This is a genomic window from Kistimonas ophiarachnellae (assembly GCF_057552235.1).
In genome coordinates this window covers 89,449-105,281 of sequence record NZ_BAAJPA010000014.1, presented here as the reverse complement: position 1 = coordinate 105,281, position 15,833 = coordinate 89,449, and the positions used below count along the sequence as shown (strand labels likewise).

The following is a 15,833-nucleotide window of genomic DNA, read 5'->3' as shown; positions in this document are numbered from 1 at the left end:
AACAGGTTGTCCAACGCATCAACATTGGTATGGATTTTTGTGGTCAGTCCGTCACTGGACTTACTACCATCTTGCTTATACTGAGCCGATTCTTCAGGTTCGTGAAAAAGACTTCCATATTGTCGATGGTATAATCTTCAAGCATACGTCCAAGATTTGCTGGTTATGTAACACCAATCGTCGTTTGCATTTGGTAAGCAATCTTTCCCAGCTTTGTGCAGATCTTCAATAAATATCTAATATCGAATATAAAACGGAACGAACGTTTTAGAAAAAATTGCAAAAACCTCTTTAAAAAAAATGCTTATTTTTTGCCCTAGTGATTAAACAGGTTGAAGAGCATCATTGCATCAGGGTGCTAGCGTGGGGTGAGTACCCAAACACAAAGTGTACGAAAAAAAAAGACGTGCTTAGGCTTCGTTTGTCTGGATATTCGCTGCCAGGTGGAGGGAGTTTTTTGTGCTAGAGAGAATGCTTTTATGTGCAAATGGCGCGTGGATCTGCCTTGAAAAAGAGCGGGAAGATACGCTTACCAATGCACTGAGGTTCTCTTGTTCCACTCAGTCAATTGCCCTGGATGATGTTGGACAACCGCAGTTGTACGACTGGGCAGTTGGCTCCTCCTGCAAGGTTGTGATTGGCAGCGTGACCGGACATGGATTCCACATAAACATCATGGATGGCTATAGGTACTTCGTCCAAGATCATGCGGATGGTGATGACATATGCCTGCTTGGTTTTCGCCGGTGTGCTTATACCGTTCGATCTTTGTGTGGGTTAATAAACAAGGCTCTTAATGGGTTTCATCATGGTAAGCATGATGAAATGTAGAGGCTTACCATGGAATTTAAACAATCTCTCTTGCCAGCAGCGATATCTGCCATTATTGCTGCCAGCATTTACGCTCCTGTCACATTGGCGCTGGAAATCCCGCAGGGTGGTTATACTGTTGGCGCTGGCCAGGAAGTTACCCTGGATGAAGAAGATGCCTTCGCCTTCGGCGCTCTTGAAGGGGAAAACATTTCTGGCAATATTATTAACCAAGGAACCATTAACGGAAAAGACTGGTATGGCATTGATATTGAGGGCTTCATAGCTGGAGACATTATTAATAAAGAGAACGGAGTCATTAAAGGTGACGTCGCAATCGTTATAGAGGGCTCGGCAGGAAACATTATTAATGAAGGATTGATTAGTGGTGGTTGGATAGGAATTTTAGCAGATGATGTTGACGAAATTGTTAATTCATCTTCCGGTATAATTTCTGGAGGTGAGGTTGGCATTTCAATAGATGCGGCAGGTCTGATAAATAACAATGGTTCTATCAGTGGGGGGGAGTACGGTGTTGCAATTGATGGTGTTGGCCCTAATGACGAGACAGCGTCCATCGTTAACGGAGCTACTGGCACAATTTCGGGGGGCATTTCTGGTATCTTTGTTGATCTCAATTTTGGCACTATTCAAAATGACAATGTAATTACCGGTGGTGAGCATGGCATTCATATTGATGGTCATGCTGAACTGATTACCAACTCATCGACAGGCCTTATTGAAGGTGGGAAGAACGGTATTTTCATAGAAGATGGTTTCATGTCGGTGGTTGATGTCATTCAGAATGAAGGCACTATTAAAGGGGATCAAATAGGCATTAATGCTGATGGCGAGGTAGGAATCCTGTCAAATTTGGAAACAGGCGAAATTACAGGAGGTGATATTGGTATATCTGCAAATGATTCTATAGACATAATCAATAATTCTGGCTTGATTGCAGGTGGTTCCATTGGTGTAGAACTTAATGGGGACCTGAACGAACTTAATAACCTTGGGGTTATCACTGGAGGTGAAGTCGGAATAAATATTGGTGGCAGTGTTACAGCATTAAATAATGAGAATCTCATTCAAGGTGGCAGTAAAGGCCTTAGTGTCGAAGGATACGTGGGTCAGTTTCTCAATGAGGGTATTATTCGTGCCACTGCTGATGATGGAACGGCTGTCCATGTTAAAGGGGGCTATCTCGGATATTATGGAGAACCGGAAAGTGGCTTCATAAACACTGGTCTGATAGAAAGTCTTGGTAATAAGGGAATAGCCCTCCATATTGATGCAGATGAATATGGTGAGTACGGAGAGTTAGGTGACGTATTTCTGAATGAGGGCACTATACGAGGGGGCGATTTCGCCGTTAAATACGACAGTGATGTGGAAGATGTACTTGAGAATACCGGTCTGATTGACGGCAAGGTTTTTGGTGAAGCCCTCAGTCTTAATAATAGTGGCACATTCCGCACTGAGCAGGGATCATCTTTCGCAAGCTATCAGGGCAGTGGTGAAATTATTGCTGTTTTGAGCAATTCTACAGCAGCTGATCAGCCTGTTATCGATGTTGAGGGGAAGGCAACACTTGAGGCTGGCTCAGCGGTTTTGGTTGAAGGAAAGAAAAATGATTTCACAGCCACTATCCAGGGAAATGAATATATCATTCTCGAAGCGGGTGAACTGGATATCGTCGATGAAACCCTGAATATTGGAACTAATTCCTCTCTGCTTGAGGTGACGCTGGCTGGCACTGATAACAATCAGATCACTGTCGTGGTAAAAGCAAACAATGCCAGCGATATCATTGGTCAGGCCGGTGCAACAGCAGAAGAAAAAGCGTTTATTAACTCTTTCCAGCATGAAGTCATCGCCAATATGTCGGAGGATGATGCTGTTTACAAAATGTTTGAGGAAGCCCAGAAAGACGTTAATAATCTGAAAGATTTTGCAGGAGACCTTCAGCCGGACGCCTCCGGCTCTGACGCCGCGGCGGCAACTGCCACGCAATCAGTCACTTTCAGCAGCATAGCGTCACGCACTGACGCCCTTCGCTCCGGTGTTAGCTCAGGTGATATGTACCAGTCCGGTGGTGTCTGGACCCAACTGCTTCACAGCAAAGGGACTCAGGATGCGAGGGGGCAAAGCAATGGTTTTACCTCCCACATCACGGGTATCACTATTGGTGCAGACGCAGCGCTTGATGATTACTGGACGGTGGGCGCTGCCCTTACTGCTGCCGAGGGTACTACCAACATCAAGAATTCCAGTAACTCAACAGAAACCGACAGCATTATTGCGTCTCTCTATGGAAGCTGGCAGTCCAACGATTGGTTTGCGGATGTTATAGCCAGTGTTGGTCGTACAGGCAACGAGGGTGAAAGGCTCAATAAGCTTATTGAGTCCGACTACGATGCTGATCAATATGGCTTACGCCTGACCCTGGGCAGGGACGTTCTGTTTGGATTGGAGGATATCCTGATCCAGCCAACCGTTTCCTTCAATTATGGGCGGGTCGATATTGAAAGCTACGAGGAAAAAGGGTCAGCTGCAGCCCTTTCTGTGGAATCTCAGCGTTATGAAACCATTGAGCTTGGTGCGGGTGTGAAAGGTATCAAGTCTATTGATATGGACAGGGGTGTTTTAAACGCATCGGTGAGCCTGAACGGTTGGCATGACTTTGCAGCTGACCAGATACAGACCGAAAGTCGTTTTCTGATGGGGAGTACCATACTGACCACAACAGGTGAAAGCCCGGAGAAAACTACCTGGCAGGTTGGCATGGGTGTGGAGTATCTGGCTGATAATGACCTGACCTACTATGTCAGCTATGACCACACATGGAAGAGTAGCTTTAAGGCTGACACGATCAGTGCGAAAGTTCGTTATGACTTCTAAGAGCTGTCGCATTGCCTAAATCACCAGCGAGTAATAATTAACCATCTTTGATGGAATTATTACTCGCTGGTGATTTTGTTATTTTTCCCGTCAATATGACAAGCTATAAAGATCAATTAATGAACCTTGCTTTACCCGTCATGCGCTCCCACTGCTGATCCTGAAGCTGTGTCCGTGGCATAAGAAAAATGCCCCAAATGCTACACGATCACAGTTGGATGTTTTTGCGAACATCTGTTCAGGCTGCAGCCACTTTTTCCTGACGTAATTCATCAATGAATAAGCGGGTTTCTGCAATCACCACATGCCTGAGACCGATCAGGCCAATGAGGTTAGGCACAGCCATCAGACCATTCACGATATCCGCCAGTATCCAGATCATATCCAGTGTCAGGAAGGCACCGGCTCCCACAAGCAGGATATAGATCAGGCGGTAAATCCTGACACCACGAACACCAAACAGATAGGTAAAACATTTCTCACCGTAGTAGCTCCAGCCCAGGATAGTGGTGAACGCAAAGAACACCAGGCCGATGGTAACGACATACTGACCTGCAAAGGCTGACAGGCCGGTCGCAAAGGCTTCGCTGGTCATGGCGGCACCCGCCAGTTCCCCTTGCCAGGCACCCGTGATCACCAGGGTCAGTCCGGTCATGGTGCAGATCACCAAGGTGTCGAAAAAGGTGCCGGTCATGGCAACCATTCCCTGTTTCGCCGGTGAATGGGTTTTTGCGGCTGCGGCGGCAATCGGGGCGCTACCCAGACCGGCCTCATTGGAGAAAACCCCCCGGGCGATACCGGACTGGATGGCCAGCATGATCGTTGCACCCAGGAATCCCCCGGCGGCAGCCGTTGGTGTAAATGCACTGCGAATCACCAGTGCCACAGCATCCGGCAGGGCAGTGATATTGTTCCCCAATACCAGCAGGCAGGCGCCGATATAGAGCAGGGCCATGAACGGTACGATTCGGGTCGCAACGGCTGCAATGCTGGTGATACCACCCAGGATGACCATGGCGACCAGCAGCGTTAATACTGTCGCAGAGACACTGATTGGAATACCGAACGAAAGAGCCGCGGCATCGGTGATGGCATTTACCTGGGGGAAGGTGCCGATGCCGAAAAACGCCACAGCAATACCAAAGAACGCGAATAGTCGTGCCAGCCAACGCTGTCCGAGACCGTATTCCAGGTAATACATCGGGCCACCGGCCATCTGGCCTTTGGCATCGGTTCGGCGGTATTTTACGGCCAGCAGACATTCGGCGTATTTTGTCGCCATACCAAAGAAAGCTGCGAGCCACATCCAGAACAGGGCGCCTGGGCCACCGGTCTTGATGGCCGTGGCGACACCGACAATATTCCCGGTACCAATGGTCGCCGACAGCGCAGTGCATAGCGCGGCAAAGCTGGAAATATCGCCTTTCGCGCCAGTGTTATCGCGGGTGAACAGAAAGGCGAGCGCACGGTGCAGATAACGGATCTGCAACAGGCCCAGCCTGAAGGTGAAATAGACGCCGGTTCCCACCAGCAGAATGAGCAGGGGGGGGCCCCATACCCAGTCATCAATGGTTTCAAGCACCGGGTGTAACGCGTCGAGCATGGAAATCCTCCGTCAAAAACTGATACTGCAACGTTTTTTCAGAAGGAGAAGCAGGTTGTACTCCAGAAGGGCATAAGATTAGACGACACCACCAACCCTGGCGGTAAACGCATCGGTCCCGAAAACGGAATAAGCCTGTCCCCTGTCCTTTTGCCTGAGAGTTTCAAACGTTTTTCCAGCGATCTGAAAAAACATTTTTGCTCCTTCGGCGTCCGGTTTTGCACCGGATCTCTCCAGAGGCCCGTCCAGTAGCAGTCCACGTCATCCGGCGTACAGCAAGGGCTGTGCGACGGGGAGACACCTGAAAGATTCACTTCTTCGGTGGGTGATGGCTCTGAAAAACCGCTCACCGCTCTCCTGCTACCTTCATCCGGGTAAGGCTTCATGATGAAGCTGTGCCATTGTAACAATGGCCCCGGGAAATTACATCGGGAGGGACCATCAGGAATGTCCGTATTCCTGACAAGTCTGTCCGGGATTATGACCGCAGTTGCAGCTGGGCCATGGCATGACGGCAGCTTTCCTGCATGTTCCGTCCAAAGGCGATTTCACCCTTGCGTTTGCGGATGCCCGCCTTACGCAGTTTCAGGATGATGCGCGGTTCCAGGTTGTTCAGTACCAGGCCGATGTTGCGCTTCTGAAGATCGTTCAGGATATTTTCCATGGCGACGATGGCGGTCATGTCGACCATGTTGACGTCTCTCATATCCAGGATGACGACTCGGATATGGTCATCCATGCGCTGAATCATGCTGAGCGCGCGCTGTGCCGCACCGAAGAAGAGCGCGCCGTTGATATCGTAGATTTCGATTGGATCTGGCAGTGCAACTGTCTCTTCGTGAGCATGATGTTCAACGCGGTCGGCACGAGTCAGGTCACTGATCCGCTTGATCAGCAACAGACCAGCGAGCAGCATACCCACGGTGACTGCGATGACCATGTCAAAGGCTACGGTCAGACCAAAACAGGTCAACAGAACCGCGACATCCTGACGGGGGGCAACACGCACAACCCGGATAAAATGCGGCGCTTCACTCATGTTCCAGGCCACCATCATCAGCAGGGCAGCCAGTGATGCCATCGGCACGATGGAAAGCACAGGTGCCAACAGTAGGACAGACAGCAGCACAAAAATCGCATGCACCATGGCGGCGATGGGCGAAACAGAACCGCTGCGGATGCTGGTGGCCGTTCGGGCAATGGCGGCTGTAGCAGGAATCCCGCCAAAGAATGGCGCGACAATGTTACCGATACCCTGGCCAATCAGCTCGCTGTTGGGGTTGTGCCGGGTACGGGTCATGCCATCGGCTACCACGGCGCAGAGAAGTGATTCAATGGCGCCGAGCATAGCGATGGCAAACGCTGCAGTCATTAGATCCTTGATCAAGCCATAGGAAAGTCCCAAAGGTTGACCATCCGGTCCGGGCAGATTCCAGGGCAAGGCAAAATGGGGCAGCAGGGGAGGAATGCCCTGACCACTCATCCCTTCGATTGACCAGCTGAAGCGCGAGCCAATGGTAGCGATATCCGGATTTTGCACCAGCTGGGTGATGATCCACGCACACAGCGAACCCGCGATCAGTGCGGGGAGGTGCGGGGGAAGCTTGCGGCTGAACTTTCGCCAGAGCAGGAAGGTAGCCAGTGTCACGGAAGCCGTCAGGGTATCCCAGATATTGAGTGAGGGCATCGCCTGCACCAGGGCCTGTACTTTTGCGAGGTAAAACTCTGGCATTTCATGGATAGTCAGGCCAAAAAAGTCTTTCAGCTGCAATGTTGCGATGACCACAGCGATACCGGCCGTAAAACCCACGGTAACCGGGTAAGGGACATACTCAATCAACTTGCCGAGTTTCAGCAAACCCATGCACAGCAGGATCAAGCCCGCCATGATGGTTGCCACCATTAACCCGCCCAGGCCGTATTGCTGAGTAATCGGCAGCAGAATGACCACAAACGCTGCAGTTGGCCCCGTTATGTTGAATCGCGAGCCGCCGAACAGGGCGATCAGGAAACCCGCAATAATGGCCGTGTAAAGGCCGTTTTCCGGTGCAGCGCCACTGGCGATGGCGAGCGCCATCGAGAGCGGTACGGCGACAATGCCGACGGTTATGCCGGCAACACAATCCTTGCGCAAATCACGTGCGCGGTAGCCTTCTTGCAGGCTCTGTCTGATGGCAGTTGCGAACATCTCAGGAAACTTGATAGATAGGGTATATGAGAAAGGAGGGGATTATACGCTTTCTCATATAACGGAAAATAAGGATTTACAGGGAACCCATTGCCACTTCTACAGCGATTTTGCCATTACGCCATTGATGTGGAACTGACGCCCCATATCGTGAGTCTCAGCTACTAGACTTTCTGAATAAATACCCAAAGTAGTACATGGAGTGTTGTCATGGGGGGTAGTGAGAAAAAACTGACGATTTTGCCGCTAACGGTAATTGTGACCGGCAATATGATGGGATCAGGGATTTTTCTGCTGCCCTCGAGCCTCGCCGCACTGGGCTCAATCAGTCTGCTGGGCTGGCTGTTGACGGCGGGTGGCGCCATTATCATGGCCCTGGTGTTTGCCCGGTTGGGGTTCCTGATGCCCCGGGCAGGCGGTATGTATGCCTACACACGTGCCGGCATCGGCAATTTTGCCGGGTTCCAGGTGGTCTATGGCTACTGGTTTGCCATCTGGGGCGGTAATACGGCCATAGCATTAGCCGGTGTTGGTTATCTTGCTCATTTTTTCCCTGTTCTTACCCAACCGCTTGCGGCCTGTATAACAGCCGTCTGTGTTATCTGGTTGCTGACGATACTCAATACTCGTCAGATCCGTTTGATCGGCAACTTTCAGACCGTAACGACGACCTGCATGCTGATACCCGTGGCGGCAACAGCTCTGCTGGGCTGGTTCTGGTTTGATGGCAGTTTGCTGATGGCTGCAACCAATACTTCAGGGCATTCCATGCTGTCTACTATAACGGCGGCAGCTTCCCTCACGTTGTGGTCTTTCCTGGGGCTGGAATCGGCGTGTGTGATTGCCGGACGTGCCGAGAAGCCGGAGCGGGATGTACCGGTTGCTACCGTTGTCGGTACATTACTAGCAGCAGCGCTCTATATCCTCAGTACTACAGTATTGATGGGGATTGTACCGGCTGAAGAACTGGCGAAATCAACTGCGCCTTTTTCCCTGGTGGCATCCCATATCCTAGGGGACTGGGCGGGCGCTCTGGTGAGTGTACTGGCAATTATTGCGTGCTTTGGTTGTCTTAATGGCTGGATTCTAATGCAGGGGCAGATCGCTAAGGCAGCCGCTGACGATTACCTGTTTCCCCGGCTGTTTTCGCGGGTTAATCGTCACAATGCGCCCGTGCAGGGGTTGATTGTGACAGCCATTCTGATGTCTTTACTTCTGCTTCTGACCTTGTCACCGACACTGAACCGGCAATATGAAATTATTGCGCTAATGGCGGTTCTTCTGACGTTGGTCACCTATCTTTACACATTGCTTTCTGCGCTGGTTGTTATGGAACAAGAGGGGATGCAGGCAGCCTATGGACGCCGAACGACACTGTTAAGTTTTCTGGGTGTCGCCTATTGTTTCTGGGCGGTTATCGGCGCCGGGGAAACTGTGTTGTTTTATGGCGGGATCGCCCTGTTATCCAGCGCTGTCGTCTATGCAGCCATGCGACGCTGGCATATTCGTAAAGGGATCTCCATCACACCTGAGTAGTTCTCTCAGGTTGGCGTCAGTGACGACAGGGCGTATTATGCCGCTCTTTTGCTTTGTTACTGACCCATGATCGCTCAATCGCCTCAGCCGTTCTGGCATACCAAGACCCTGGAAGAAATGACCCTGTCCGAGTGGGAATCCCTCTGTGACGGTTGCGGTCGATGCTGCCTGAACAAGTTGATTGATCCGGAAACGGATGCAGTCTACACAACGGCGGTTGCCTGCAAGTTATTGGATACGAACACGTGTCGGTGCAAAGACTACGTAAATAGAAAACGACATGTGGCTGATTGCATTCGTTTTACGCCTGAGACGATCGGTGACTATGACTGGCTGCCGGACAGCTGTGCATACCGCCTGCTGGCAGAAGGCTATGACCTGCCGGAGTGGCATCCGCTGGTGACGGGAGATCCTGAGAGTGTCCATGACGCGGGCTTTTCAGTCCGGGGCATGGCGGTTTCCGAAGAGGAGGTTCCGAATCCGGATGACTGGCATGAATACATCATCCGGATTGTCGAGGAATAATCGTTAATCGGTTCGATTCAGGCGTGCATCATGGCGTTAGCGCCGTATTGCATGGCGGCGACATGCTGGATGTGTTGCCTGATGCCGCGATCCAGCGCCTTGTCGAGGTCTGTAATGCCGAAGTGGGCATTCTGGGCCTTGAGGCCAAAGTCTTTGCCCAGCTGGAAGGCGGCTGTTTCCGCCGCCCCGGACCAGTCGGTTGGGCAGGTGAAGTAGTCTGTCATACGAGCCATCAGGCTGGCGTTGTACAGGGTAAGGATATCTTCTACGCGGGCGTTCAGGTCTTTTGCAGGGAACAGCTCACTCACTACCATACAGCACACCTTTTCTTTTATTGTCTAAAACAGACGTTTGTACTGTGTCTGTCGTTCTTTTTGTATCAGTTACAGTACCTGTCTGTCTAGCGTGCTGTGCTTTTTATGACATCAGGAAATATCAAAAAAGCGAAGAATATAGGGTTTTTTGTACGGTACCGGGTGCGTTTGATGAGGGTTTCACTGGAAGGCACGCAATCAAATTTCAGCAGTAAAACATACACGAAAATTTAATTATTTACGGTCGGTTCAATAACATTAATCAGTGTTGATCATTTGTGGGTGTTTTCTTTCCGGCTTGTTGATTTATGTCCATATAATCAAACATGACAAAACCTATAGTAAAAAACAGGCTGGCTTATTGCCGGCCAGGGATTATTACAGGATAGATTCCAATAATGTTCCTGGGGGTTAACATGCTGACGTTTGCAGGCAATGAATCGACGTGTGCCGTCATTGATATTCATACGACGAGTCAGGATCACGCCGATGAACAATTAAACATCTTCTCTGCCATGGCGGCGGCGATTTCACAGGGCCAATGCCGCATCCGCGCAGATTTTGCAGCGACGCTGGAAGGCATTCGATTAACAGCCCATTTTGATTTTGACTGCTGTGCGGAGAAATGGATATTTCAAATGAAATGCCAGCTGAAGGGCATCCTATGTTAAAGCCACTGATGAATCATTTTAATGTTTTCATACTGGTTTGCTGGTGGGTTTATTGTATTTATTTTTTCAGTTGATCATGTGAAAAGCACCAGGCATTGCCTTGTAACCAGAGGTTAATGTAAGCGTTTCCCGTCAGGCCTGGAGGAACTTGCCGTGAATTCAGGCGTCTAAAATGCTACAGTCTACCGCGTTTGACCACACAGGGTTCCAACCCTGTAGTGAATGACTGTCTAGAATAGACAGGGTTTTCCCTGTATCACGTTTGCTTGCTGCTTCCTGTCGCCCACTGTCCTTTACTGTGCTTCAAAACAGCCGAGTTAACCTTCACATAAGCTAGGAGCCTTCAGCCCTATGTCCAATCCGGCGAATCAACAGCCGTCAAGACACACGATCAACCCTCCCGTTTTTTTTGGTGCTGCCTTCTTAATCTGCCTGCTGGTCGGGATGACGGCGGCGTTTCCTGGTCATGCCGACCGATGGTTTAACCATATTCAGGCCAGTATCGTCACCAATGCCAGTTGGTTCTACGTTGCCGCGGTCGCACTGATCCTGATTTGTGTCGCGTTTCTGGGATTGTCCCGTTATGGCGATATCAAGTTGGGGCCGGATCATGCCGAGCCGGACTTCAGTTTCGGTTCCTGGTTCGCCATGCTGTTTTCAGCTGGCATGGGGATCGGCCTGATGTTTTTCGGTGTGGCGGAACCGGTCATGCATTTTCTGTCGCCGCCTGTCGGTGAGCCAGGAACCGTGGAAGCGGCCCGTGAGGCCATGAGGCTGACCTTCTTCCACTGGGGGCTGCATGCCTGGGCGATTTATGCCATTGTCGCCCTGATTCTCGCGTTTTTCGGTTATCGCCATAAGTTGCCCCTGACGCTGCGTTCCGCGTTATATCCCATGATCGGGGATCGCATTTACGGTCCGATCGGGCATGCCATTGATATCTTTGCCATCCTGGGAACGGTGTTTGGTGTCGCCACCTCCCTGGGGTATGGCGTACTCCAGGTGAATTCCGGGTTGAATTACCTGTTTGATCTCCCCGTGAGCCGTGAAGTACAGGTGGTATTAATTATTGTCATCAGCGCATTGGCAACGCTTTCCGTGGCCACCGGGCTGGAAAAAGGCATACGACGACTGTCTGAATTTAACCTGATCCTGGCGCTGGTGTTGCTGGGGCTGGTGATTCTTGTGGGGCCGACGGTTCTGCTGTTGCAGATGTTTTTGCAAAATACCGGCGGCTATCTGTCCGAGATTGTCAGCAAGACCTTTAATTTGTACGCCTATGAGTCCTCGGACTGGATGGGCGGCTGGACCCTGTTGTACTGGGCCTGGTGGCTGTCCTGGTCACCGTTTGTCGGTATGTTCATTGCGCGTATTTCACGGGGTAGAACGATCCGTGAATTTGTGACCGGTGTGCTCTTTGTGCCAACCGGCTTTACCCTCCTTTGGATGACAGTATTTGGCAATACCGCCATTGATATGATCATGCATCAGGACAAGGTTGCCCTGGGTGAGGTGGTACAGCAGGATGTCTCTGTGGCGCTGTTCCAGTTCCTGGATTATTTCCCGATGGCTGATGTGCTCTCTTTTGTCGGGGTGCTGATGGTGGTGGTATTTTTTGTGACCTCGTCGGACTCAGGCGCCATGGTGATTGATATGCTCGCCTCAGGCGGCGAAAGCCATACACCGGTATGGCAGCGGGTGTTCTGGGCCAGCCTGGTGGGTATTGTGGCCATTGTCCTGTTGCTGGCAGGAGGGCTGGGGGCGTTGCAGACAGCCACTATCGCCAGCGCACTGCCTTTTGCCATGATTCTCTTGATGGCCACTTATGGCTTGCTGAAAGCGCTGGCCATTGATGCGACCAAGAAAGAGAGTCTGGTACAGGCAACCCTGACGCCCAAAGTCGGGAGAAACCCGATTCCATGGCAGCATCGATTGAATAACCTGGTGCATTTCCCTCGCCGGTTTGATGTCAGTCGTTTCCTGAAAGAAGTCGTTATGCCTGCGATGGAGTCAGTCTCGGCTGAACTGCAGAAGCAGGGCGTAGAAAGCAACATCGTGTTTGATGATAAAAAAAGCATGCCAAGCCTCAAGGTGTTTCATGGCGAGGAGCATGATTTCCTGTACCAGGTCTATCCCAGGGCCTACTTGCAGCCGAGCTTCATGATGGATGATGAAGATGATGAAGACCGGAAATACTTCCGGGCTGAGGTCTTCCTGCGGGAAGGCGGGCAGGACTACGACATCATGGGTTGGACCCGCGACCAGGTGATTGGTGACATTATCGACCAGTATGAGAAGCATATGTATTTCCTGCATATGGTTCGCTGACAGCGGTATTCCATTTCTCCCTGTGATATGAAAAAAGCCCGGTTGATGAACCAACCGGGCTTTTTACAGGTTTTGTCTGTTTTGTTGGAACCGAAACTTCAGTCTTGCAAAGACTGCCTGCCTTTTCCTTCAGGCACACAGGTGGGAGTGCCAAATAAAGGACAGGGCACGATGCGAGATTCCAGTCCGAAGACCTGGCGAACCAGCTCGCGGGTAATCACATCTTCAGGTGCGCCATGGGCGTATACTTTCCCTTTTTTGACCGCAACAATGTTATCCGCATACCGGCAGGCGAGGTTCAGATCGTGCAGAACCATGACAATGGTACGCCCGGAATGCCGGTTCAGGTCAAACAGCAGATCCAGAATCTCGATCTGGTGGCTCAGGTCGAGATAGGTGGTCGGTTCATCCAGCAGAATCACATCGGTGTTCTGGGCCAGTGTCATGGCAATCCACGCCCGTTGTCGCTGTCCGCCGGACAGGGAGTCAACCTGTCGTTCACTCAAGGCGGCCATTTGTGTGGCTTCAAGCGCCTGCTTTACACAACGTTCGTCTTCTTCTGACCATTGTTTCAACCAGTTCTGATGCGGATAGCGCCCCTGGCGAACCAGTTGCAACACGGTCATCCCTTCGGGGGCAACCGGCGATTGCGGCAGGATGGCCATTTTGCGGGCAATGTCACGGGTCGCGCTGCGCGTGATATCTTTGCCGTCCAGCAGGATAGTGCCCGAGATCGGTTTCAGCAGCCTCGCCATGGCGCGCAACAGTGTGGATTTTCCGCAGCCATTGGCGCCAATCAATGTGGTGATTTTTCCTTCAGGAATATCCAGGGTGAGATTGTCGATAATGACCTCACCGCCATAACCCAGTGACAGTTGCTGGTTTTGCAGAACGGCACACGTCATTTTTTACTGACCAATAGATAAATAAAGTAGGGCGCGCCAATCAGCGCGGTGAAGATGCCGACGGGAACTTCCATGGGGGCCAGAACCATTCGTCCGGCCAGGTCGCTGCCCAGTACCAGCAATGCGCCCACCAGTGCAGAGCCGGGCAGGTGGAGTTCCGGCATATTGCCCAAAAGTCGCCTGGCAATATGGGGCGCCATGAGTCCGACAAACCCGATACTGCCACAGAATGCCACGCCAGCCGTGGCCAGTGCGGTGCTGAGCATGATCAAACCAAACCGTTCACGATTAAGACGACTGCCAAGGCTCTTGGCCAGGTCATCGCCCAGGGTTTGTGCAGAAAGGCTGCGCATGGCCAGTACCAGTAATGGCAGCAGCAACAGGTACCAGGATGACAGAATCTGCACCTGTTGCCAGTTGGCCGCATTCAGACTGCCGCTTAGCCAGACCTGGGCCTGGGCGGTGTTCTGGATGGGGCTCTGGATCATGACAACGGTGCGCGCTGCCGCGAGCAGGGCGCCGAGGCCGATGCCAATCAAAATCATCCGTCGTGGTGCGACACCGCCTTTCCAGGCCATGGCATAGATGATCAGCACGGTTACCAGTCCGCCGGCGAAGACAAACGCCGGCAGCCAGATAATGGAGAATTGTCCGGCAAATGCCGTGAGGGCAAATACAGCCACGACACTGGCGCCGTCGGTGACGCCCAGCACATCCGGTGATGCCAGTGGGTTCCTTACCAGTCCCTGCAGGATCGCGCCTGCAATACCGAGGCCTGTGCCGACGAGGAGTGCCATCAGCACCCGTGGCATACGGAATTGCTGGATGACCAGTTGCTCGGTGGACGTGCCCTGTCCCAATAATGTCTGTACCACTCGCACGGGATGTATCGGCATGGAGCCTGCCGCCATGGCAAGAATGGCGAGCGTGGCGGTAGCCAGCAGTAACAGCCCGAGACGTGTCAGTCCCTGCCGGGGAACCAGGTGTGATACCCAGGCATTACGCAGTACAAGGTAGCCGGCGGTCATGTATTGAGGTTCCGTCGTGCATAAAGAATGAAAAACGGTGCGCCGATCAGCGCCATGGTGACGCCAACCGGTGCTTCACGGGGCCAGACGATGAAGCGCGCCAGGATATCAGCCACCAGTAACAGACCGGCGCCCAGCAAGATCGAGGCCGGTGTCGTCCAGCGAAAGTTGGTGCCGACCAGTCCACGGGCCAGGTGTGGCGCAACCAGCCCGACAAAGGCGATTGGCCCGGCCATCGCGACCGATGTGCCAGCGAGTAATACGATGACCAGGGACGCCATCAGCTTGACCCACAGGGTGCGTTGCCCCAGACCTTTTGCGACATCGTCTCCCAGCGCTTGGGCGTTCATGGCGGAAGACAGTGCCAATGCACCGAGCCATCCGGCCAGTTGCAGGGGAACCAAAGGCATGACCAGGTCAAGTCGACGGCCTTCCACGGAACCTGACAGCCAGAACAGAACTTCTTCCAGTGCCGATTCATTGAACACCAGCAACCCGGACGTCAATGAGGACAAAAAGGCGCTGATAGCAACACCCGCGAGGGTAAGGTTCAGCGGTGACAGGGAGCCGCCGGACATGCCCAGCCAGTAAACGACCAGCGCGGCCAGGGCGGCGCCAACCATGGCGAACAGGGTATAACCCTCCAGGCTGGTGATGCCGAACACGGCTGTAGCAATGACGATAGCCAGGGAGGCGCCGCTGTTGATCCCGAAAATCGCTGGCGATGCCAGCGGGTTACGGGTCAAACCCTGCATCAGGGAACCGGCAACCGCCAGGCTGCCGCCCACCATCAAGGCAATGATGACCCTGGGCAGGCGCATATCGATAACAACAATATGCTCACGACTTCCGTCGTAAGAAAGCAGGGCGTTGAGCACGTGCTTTCCCGTGATGTCGGTATAGCCCAGCACCATGCTGGATATGGCCAGGACAACGACACCGGCGAGCAGTCCCGCCACGGTCAGTCCCTGCGTCGTGGCAGGGAAGGCCGTTTTTCCTTTTCCCAACGTGATGGCGGTCATGT

Annotated in this window: 12 protein-coding genes and 1 riboswitch; of the genes, 6 read left to right on the top strand and 6 right to left on the bottom strand. The window is 52.2% G+C overall.

The features are described from left to right. The first annotated feature begins 459 nt into the window (after positions 1–459). Both AC27K1_RS17230 and AC27K1_RS17225 read left to right on the top strand, forming a co-directional pair. Positions 460–831 carry a T6SS phospholipase effector Tle1-like catalytic domain-containing protein gene (locus AC27K1_RS17230; protein ID WP_487152035.1) on the top strand — a complete coding sequence of 124 codons (372 nt, stop codon included), beginning with the start codon at positions 460–462 and terminating at the stop codon, positions 829–831. 9 nt (positions 832–840) lie between these two features. Beyond that, on the top strand, positions 841–3,711 hold the full coding sequence (locus AC27K1_RS17225) for an autotransporter family protein (protein WP_487152034.1): 2,871 nt from the start codon (positions 841–843) through the stop codon (positions 3,709–3,711). Between the two features lie 238 nt (positions 3,712–3,949). On the opposite strand, the gene AC27K1_RS17220 is transcribed toward AC27K1_RS17225, so the two are convergent. Together AC27K1_RS17220 and dauA are read right to left on the bottom strand one after the other, a co-directional pair. Next, on the bottom strand, positions 3,950–5,314 hold the full coding sequence (locus AC27K1_RS17220; RefSeq protein ID WP_487152033.1) for an alanine/glycine:cation symporter family protein: 1,365 nt from the start codon (positions 5,312–5,314) through the stop codon (positions 3,950–3,952). Positions 5,315–5,446: 132 nt separating this feature from the next. Continuing rightward, positions 5,447–5,561, bottom strand: a riboswitch (glycine riboswitch). A gap of 231 nt (positions 5,562–5,792) precedes the next feature. After that, positions 5,793–7,502: a C4-dicarboxylic acid transporter DauA gene (dauA, locus tag AC27K1_RS17215; protein ID WP_487152032.1), complete on the bottom strand. Its 1,710-nt coding sequence runs from the start codon at positions 7,500–7,502 to the stop codon at positions 5,793–5,795. Between the two features lie 210 nt (positions 7,503–7,712). Between dauA and AC27K1_RS17210 the strand changes: the two genes are divergently transcribed. Both AC27K1_RS17210 and AC27K1_RS17205 read left to right on the top strand, forming a co-directional pair. Continuing rightward, positions 7,713–9,038 (top strand): amino acid permease, encoded by a 1,326-nt coding sequence (locus AC27K1_RS17210; RefSeq protein ID WP_487152031.1) that lies wholly within the window; start codon positions 7,713–7,715, stop codon positions 9,036–9,038. Between the two features lie 66 nt (positions 9,039–9,104). Continuing rightward, entirely contained in the window at positions 9,105–9,563 is a 459-nt protein-coding gene (locus AC27K1_RS17205) for a YcgN family cysteine cluster protein (RefSeq protein WP_487152030.1), read from the top strand. Positions 9,564–9,580: 17 nt separating this feature from the next. Here AC27K1_RS17205 and AC27K1_RS17200 read toward each other — a convergent pair whose 3' ends face one another. After that, complete coding sequence (locus AC27K1_RS17200; RefSeq protein WP_487152029.1) at positions 9,581–9,877, bottom strand: hypothetical protein; 297 nt, start codon at positions 9,875–9,877, stop codon at positions 9,581–9,583. 416 nt (positions 9,878–10,293) lie between these two features. On the opposite strand from AC27K1_RS17200, the gene AC27K1_RS17195 reads away from it, so the two are divergent. Both AC27K1_RS17195 and AC27K1_RS17190 read left to right on the top strand, forming a co-directional pair. Further along, on the top strand, positions 10,294–10,548 hold the full coding sequence (locus AC27K1_RS17195) for a DUF406 family protein (protein ID WP_487152028.1): 255 nt from the start codon (positions 10,294–10,296) through the stop codon (positions 10,546–10,548). A gap of 351 nt (positions 10,549–10,899) precedes the next feature. Then, positions 10,900–12,876 (top strand): BCCT family transporter, encoded by a 1,977-nt coding sequence (locus AC27K1_RS17190; RefSeq protein ID WP_487152027.1) that lies wholly within the window; start codon positions 10,900–10,902, stop codon positions 12,874–12,876. Positions 12,877–12,974: 98 nt separating this feature from the next. On the opposite strand, the gene AC27K1_RS17185 is transcribed toward AC27K1_RS17190, so the two are convergent. Genes AC27K1_RS17185 through AC27K1_RS17175 form a run of 3 tightly spaced genes read right to left on the bottom strand, consistent with a single transcriptional unit; the run spans position 12,975 to position 15,831 of the window. Then, positions 12,975–13,781 (bottom strand): ABC transporter ATP-binding protein, encoded by an 807-nt coding sequence (locus AC27K1_RS17185; protein WP_487152026.1) that lies wholly within the window; start codon positions 13,779–13,781, stop codon positions 12,975–12,977. Beyond that, positions 13,778–14,809 (bottom strand): FecCD family ABC transporter permease, encoded by a 1,032-nt coding sequence (locus AC27K1_RS17180; protein ID WP_487152025.1) that lies wholly within the window; start codon positions 14,807–14,809, stop codon positions 13,778–13,780. Before AC27K1_RS17180 ends, AC27K1_RS17185 begins: the two co-directional genes overlap by 4 nt. After that, a complete protein-coding gene (locus tag AC27K1_RS17175; protein ID WP_487152024.1) occupies positions 14,806–15,831 on the bottom strand; it encodes a FecCD family ABC transporter permease in 1,026 nt (341 codons plus the stop codon). The genes AC27K1_RS17180 and AC27K1_RS17175 overlap by 4 nt, the downstream gene beginning before the upstream one ends. Positions 15,832–15,833: the final 2 nt, after the last annotated feature.

Bases quoted from the DNA above. Each gene is read 5' to 3' on its own strand.
- AC27K1_RS17225 (WP_487152034.1), top strand. From the start codon at position 841: ATGGAATTTAAACAATCTCTCTTGCCAGCAGCGATATCTGCCATTATT.
- AC27K1_RS17220 (WP_487152033.1), bottom strand. From the start codon at position 5,314: ATGCTCGACGCGTTACACCCGGTGCTTGAAACCATTGATGACTGGGTA.
- dauA (WP_487152032.1), bottom strand. From the start codon at position 7,502: ATGTTCGCAACTGCCATCAGACAGAGCCTGCAAGAAGGCTACCGCGCA.
- AC27K1_RS17210 (WP_487152031.1), top strand. From the start codon at position 7,713: ATGGGGGGTAGTGAGAAAAAACTGACGATTTTGCCGCTAACGGTAATT.
- AC27K1_RS17205 (WP_487152030.1), top strand. From the start codon at position 9,105: ATGATCGCTCAATCGCCTCAGCCGTTCTGGCATACCAAGACCCTGGAA.
- AC27K1_RS17200 (WP_487152029.1), bottom strand. From the start codon at position 9,877: ATGGTAGTGAGTGAGCTGTTCCCTGCAAAAGACCTGAACGCCCGCGTA.
- AC27K1_RS17195 (WP_487152028.1), top strand. From the start codon at position 10,294: ATGCTGACGTTTGCAGGCAATGAATCGACGTGTGCCGTCATTGATATT.
- AC27K1_RS17190 (WP_487152027.1), top strand. From the start codon at position 10,900: ATGTCCAATCCGGCGAATCAACAGCCGTCAAGACACACGATCAACCCT.
- AC27K1_RS17185 (WP_487152026.1), bottom strand. From the start codon at position 13,781: ATGACGTGTGCCGTTCTGCAAAACCAGCAACTGTCACTGGGTTATGGC.
- AC27K1_RS17180 (WP_487152025.1), bottom strand. From the start codon at position 14,809: ATGACCGCCGGCTACCTTGTACTGCGTAATGCCTGGGTATCACACCTG.
- AC27K1_RS17175 (WP_487152024.1), bottom strand. From the start codon at position 15,831: ATGACCGCCATCACGTTGGGAAAAGGAAAAACGGCCTTCCCTGCCACG.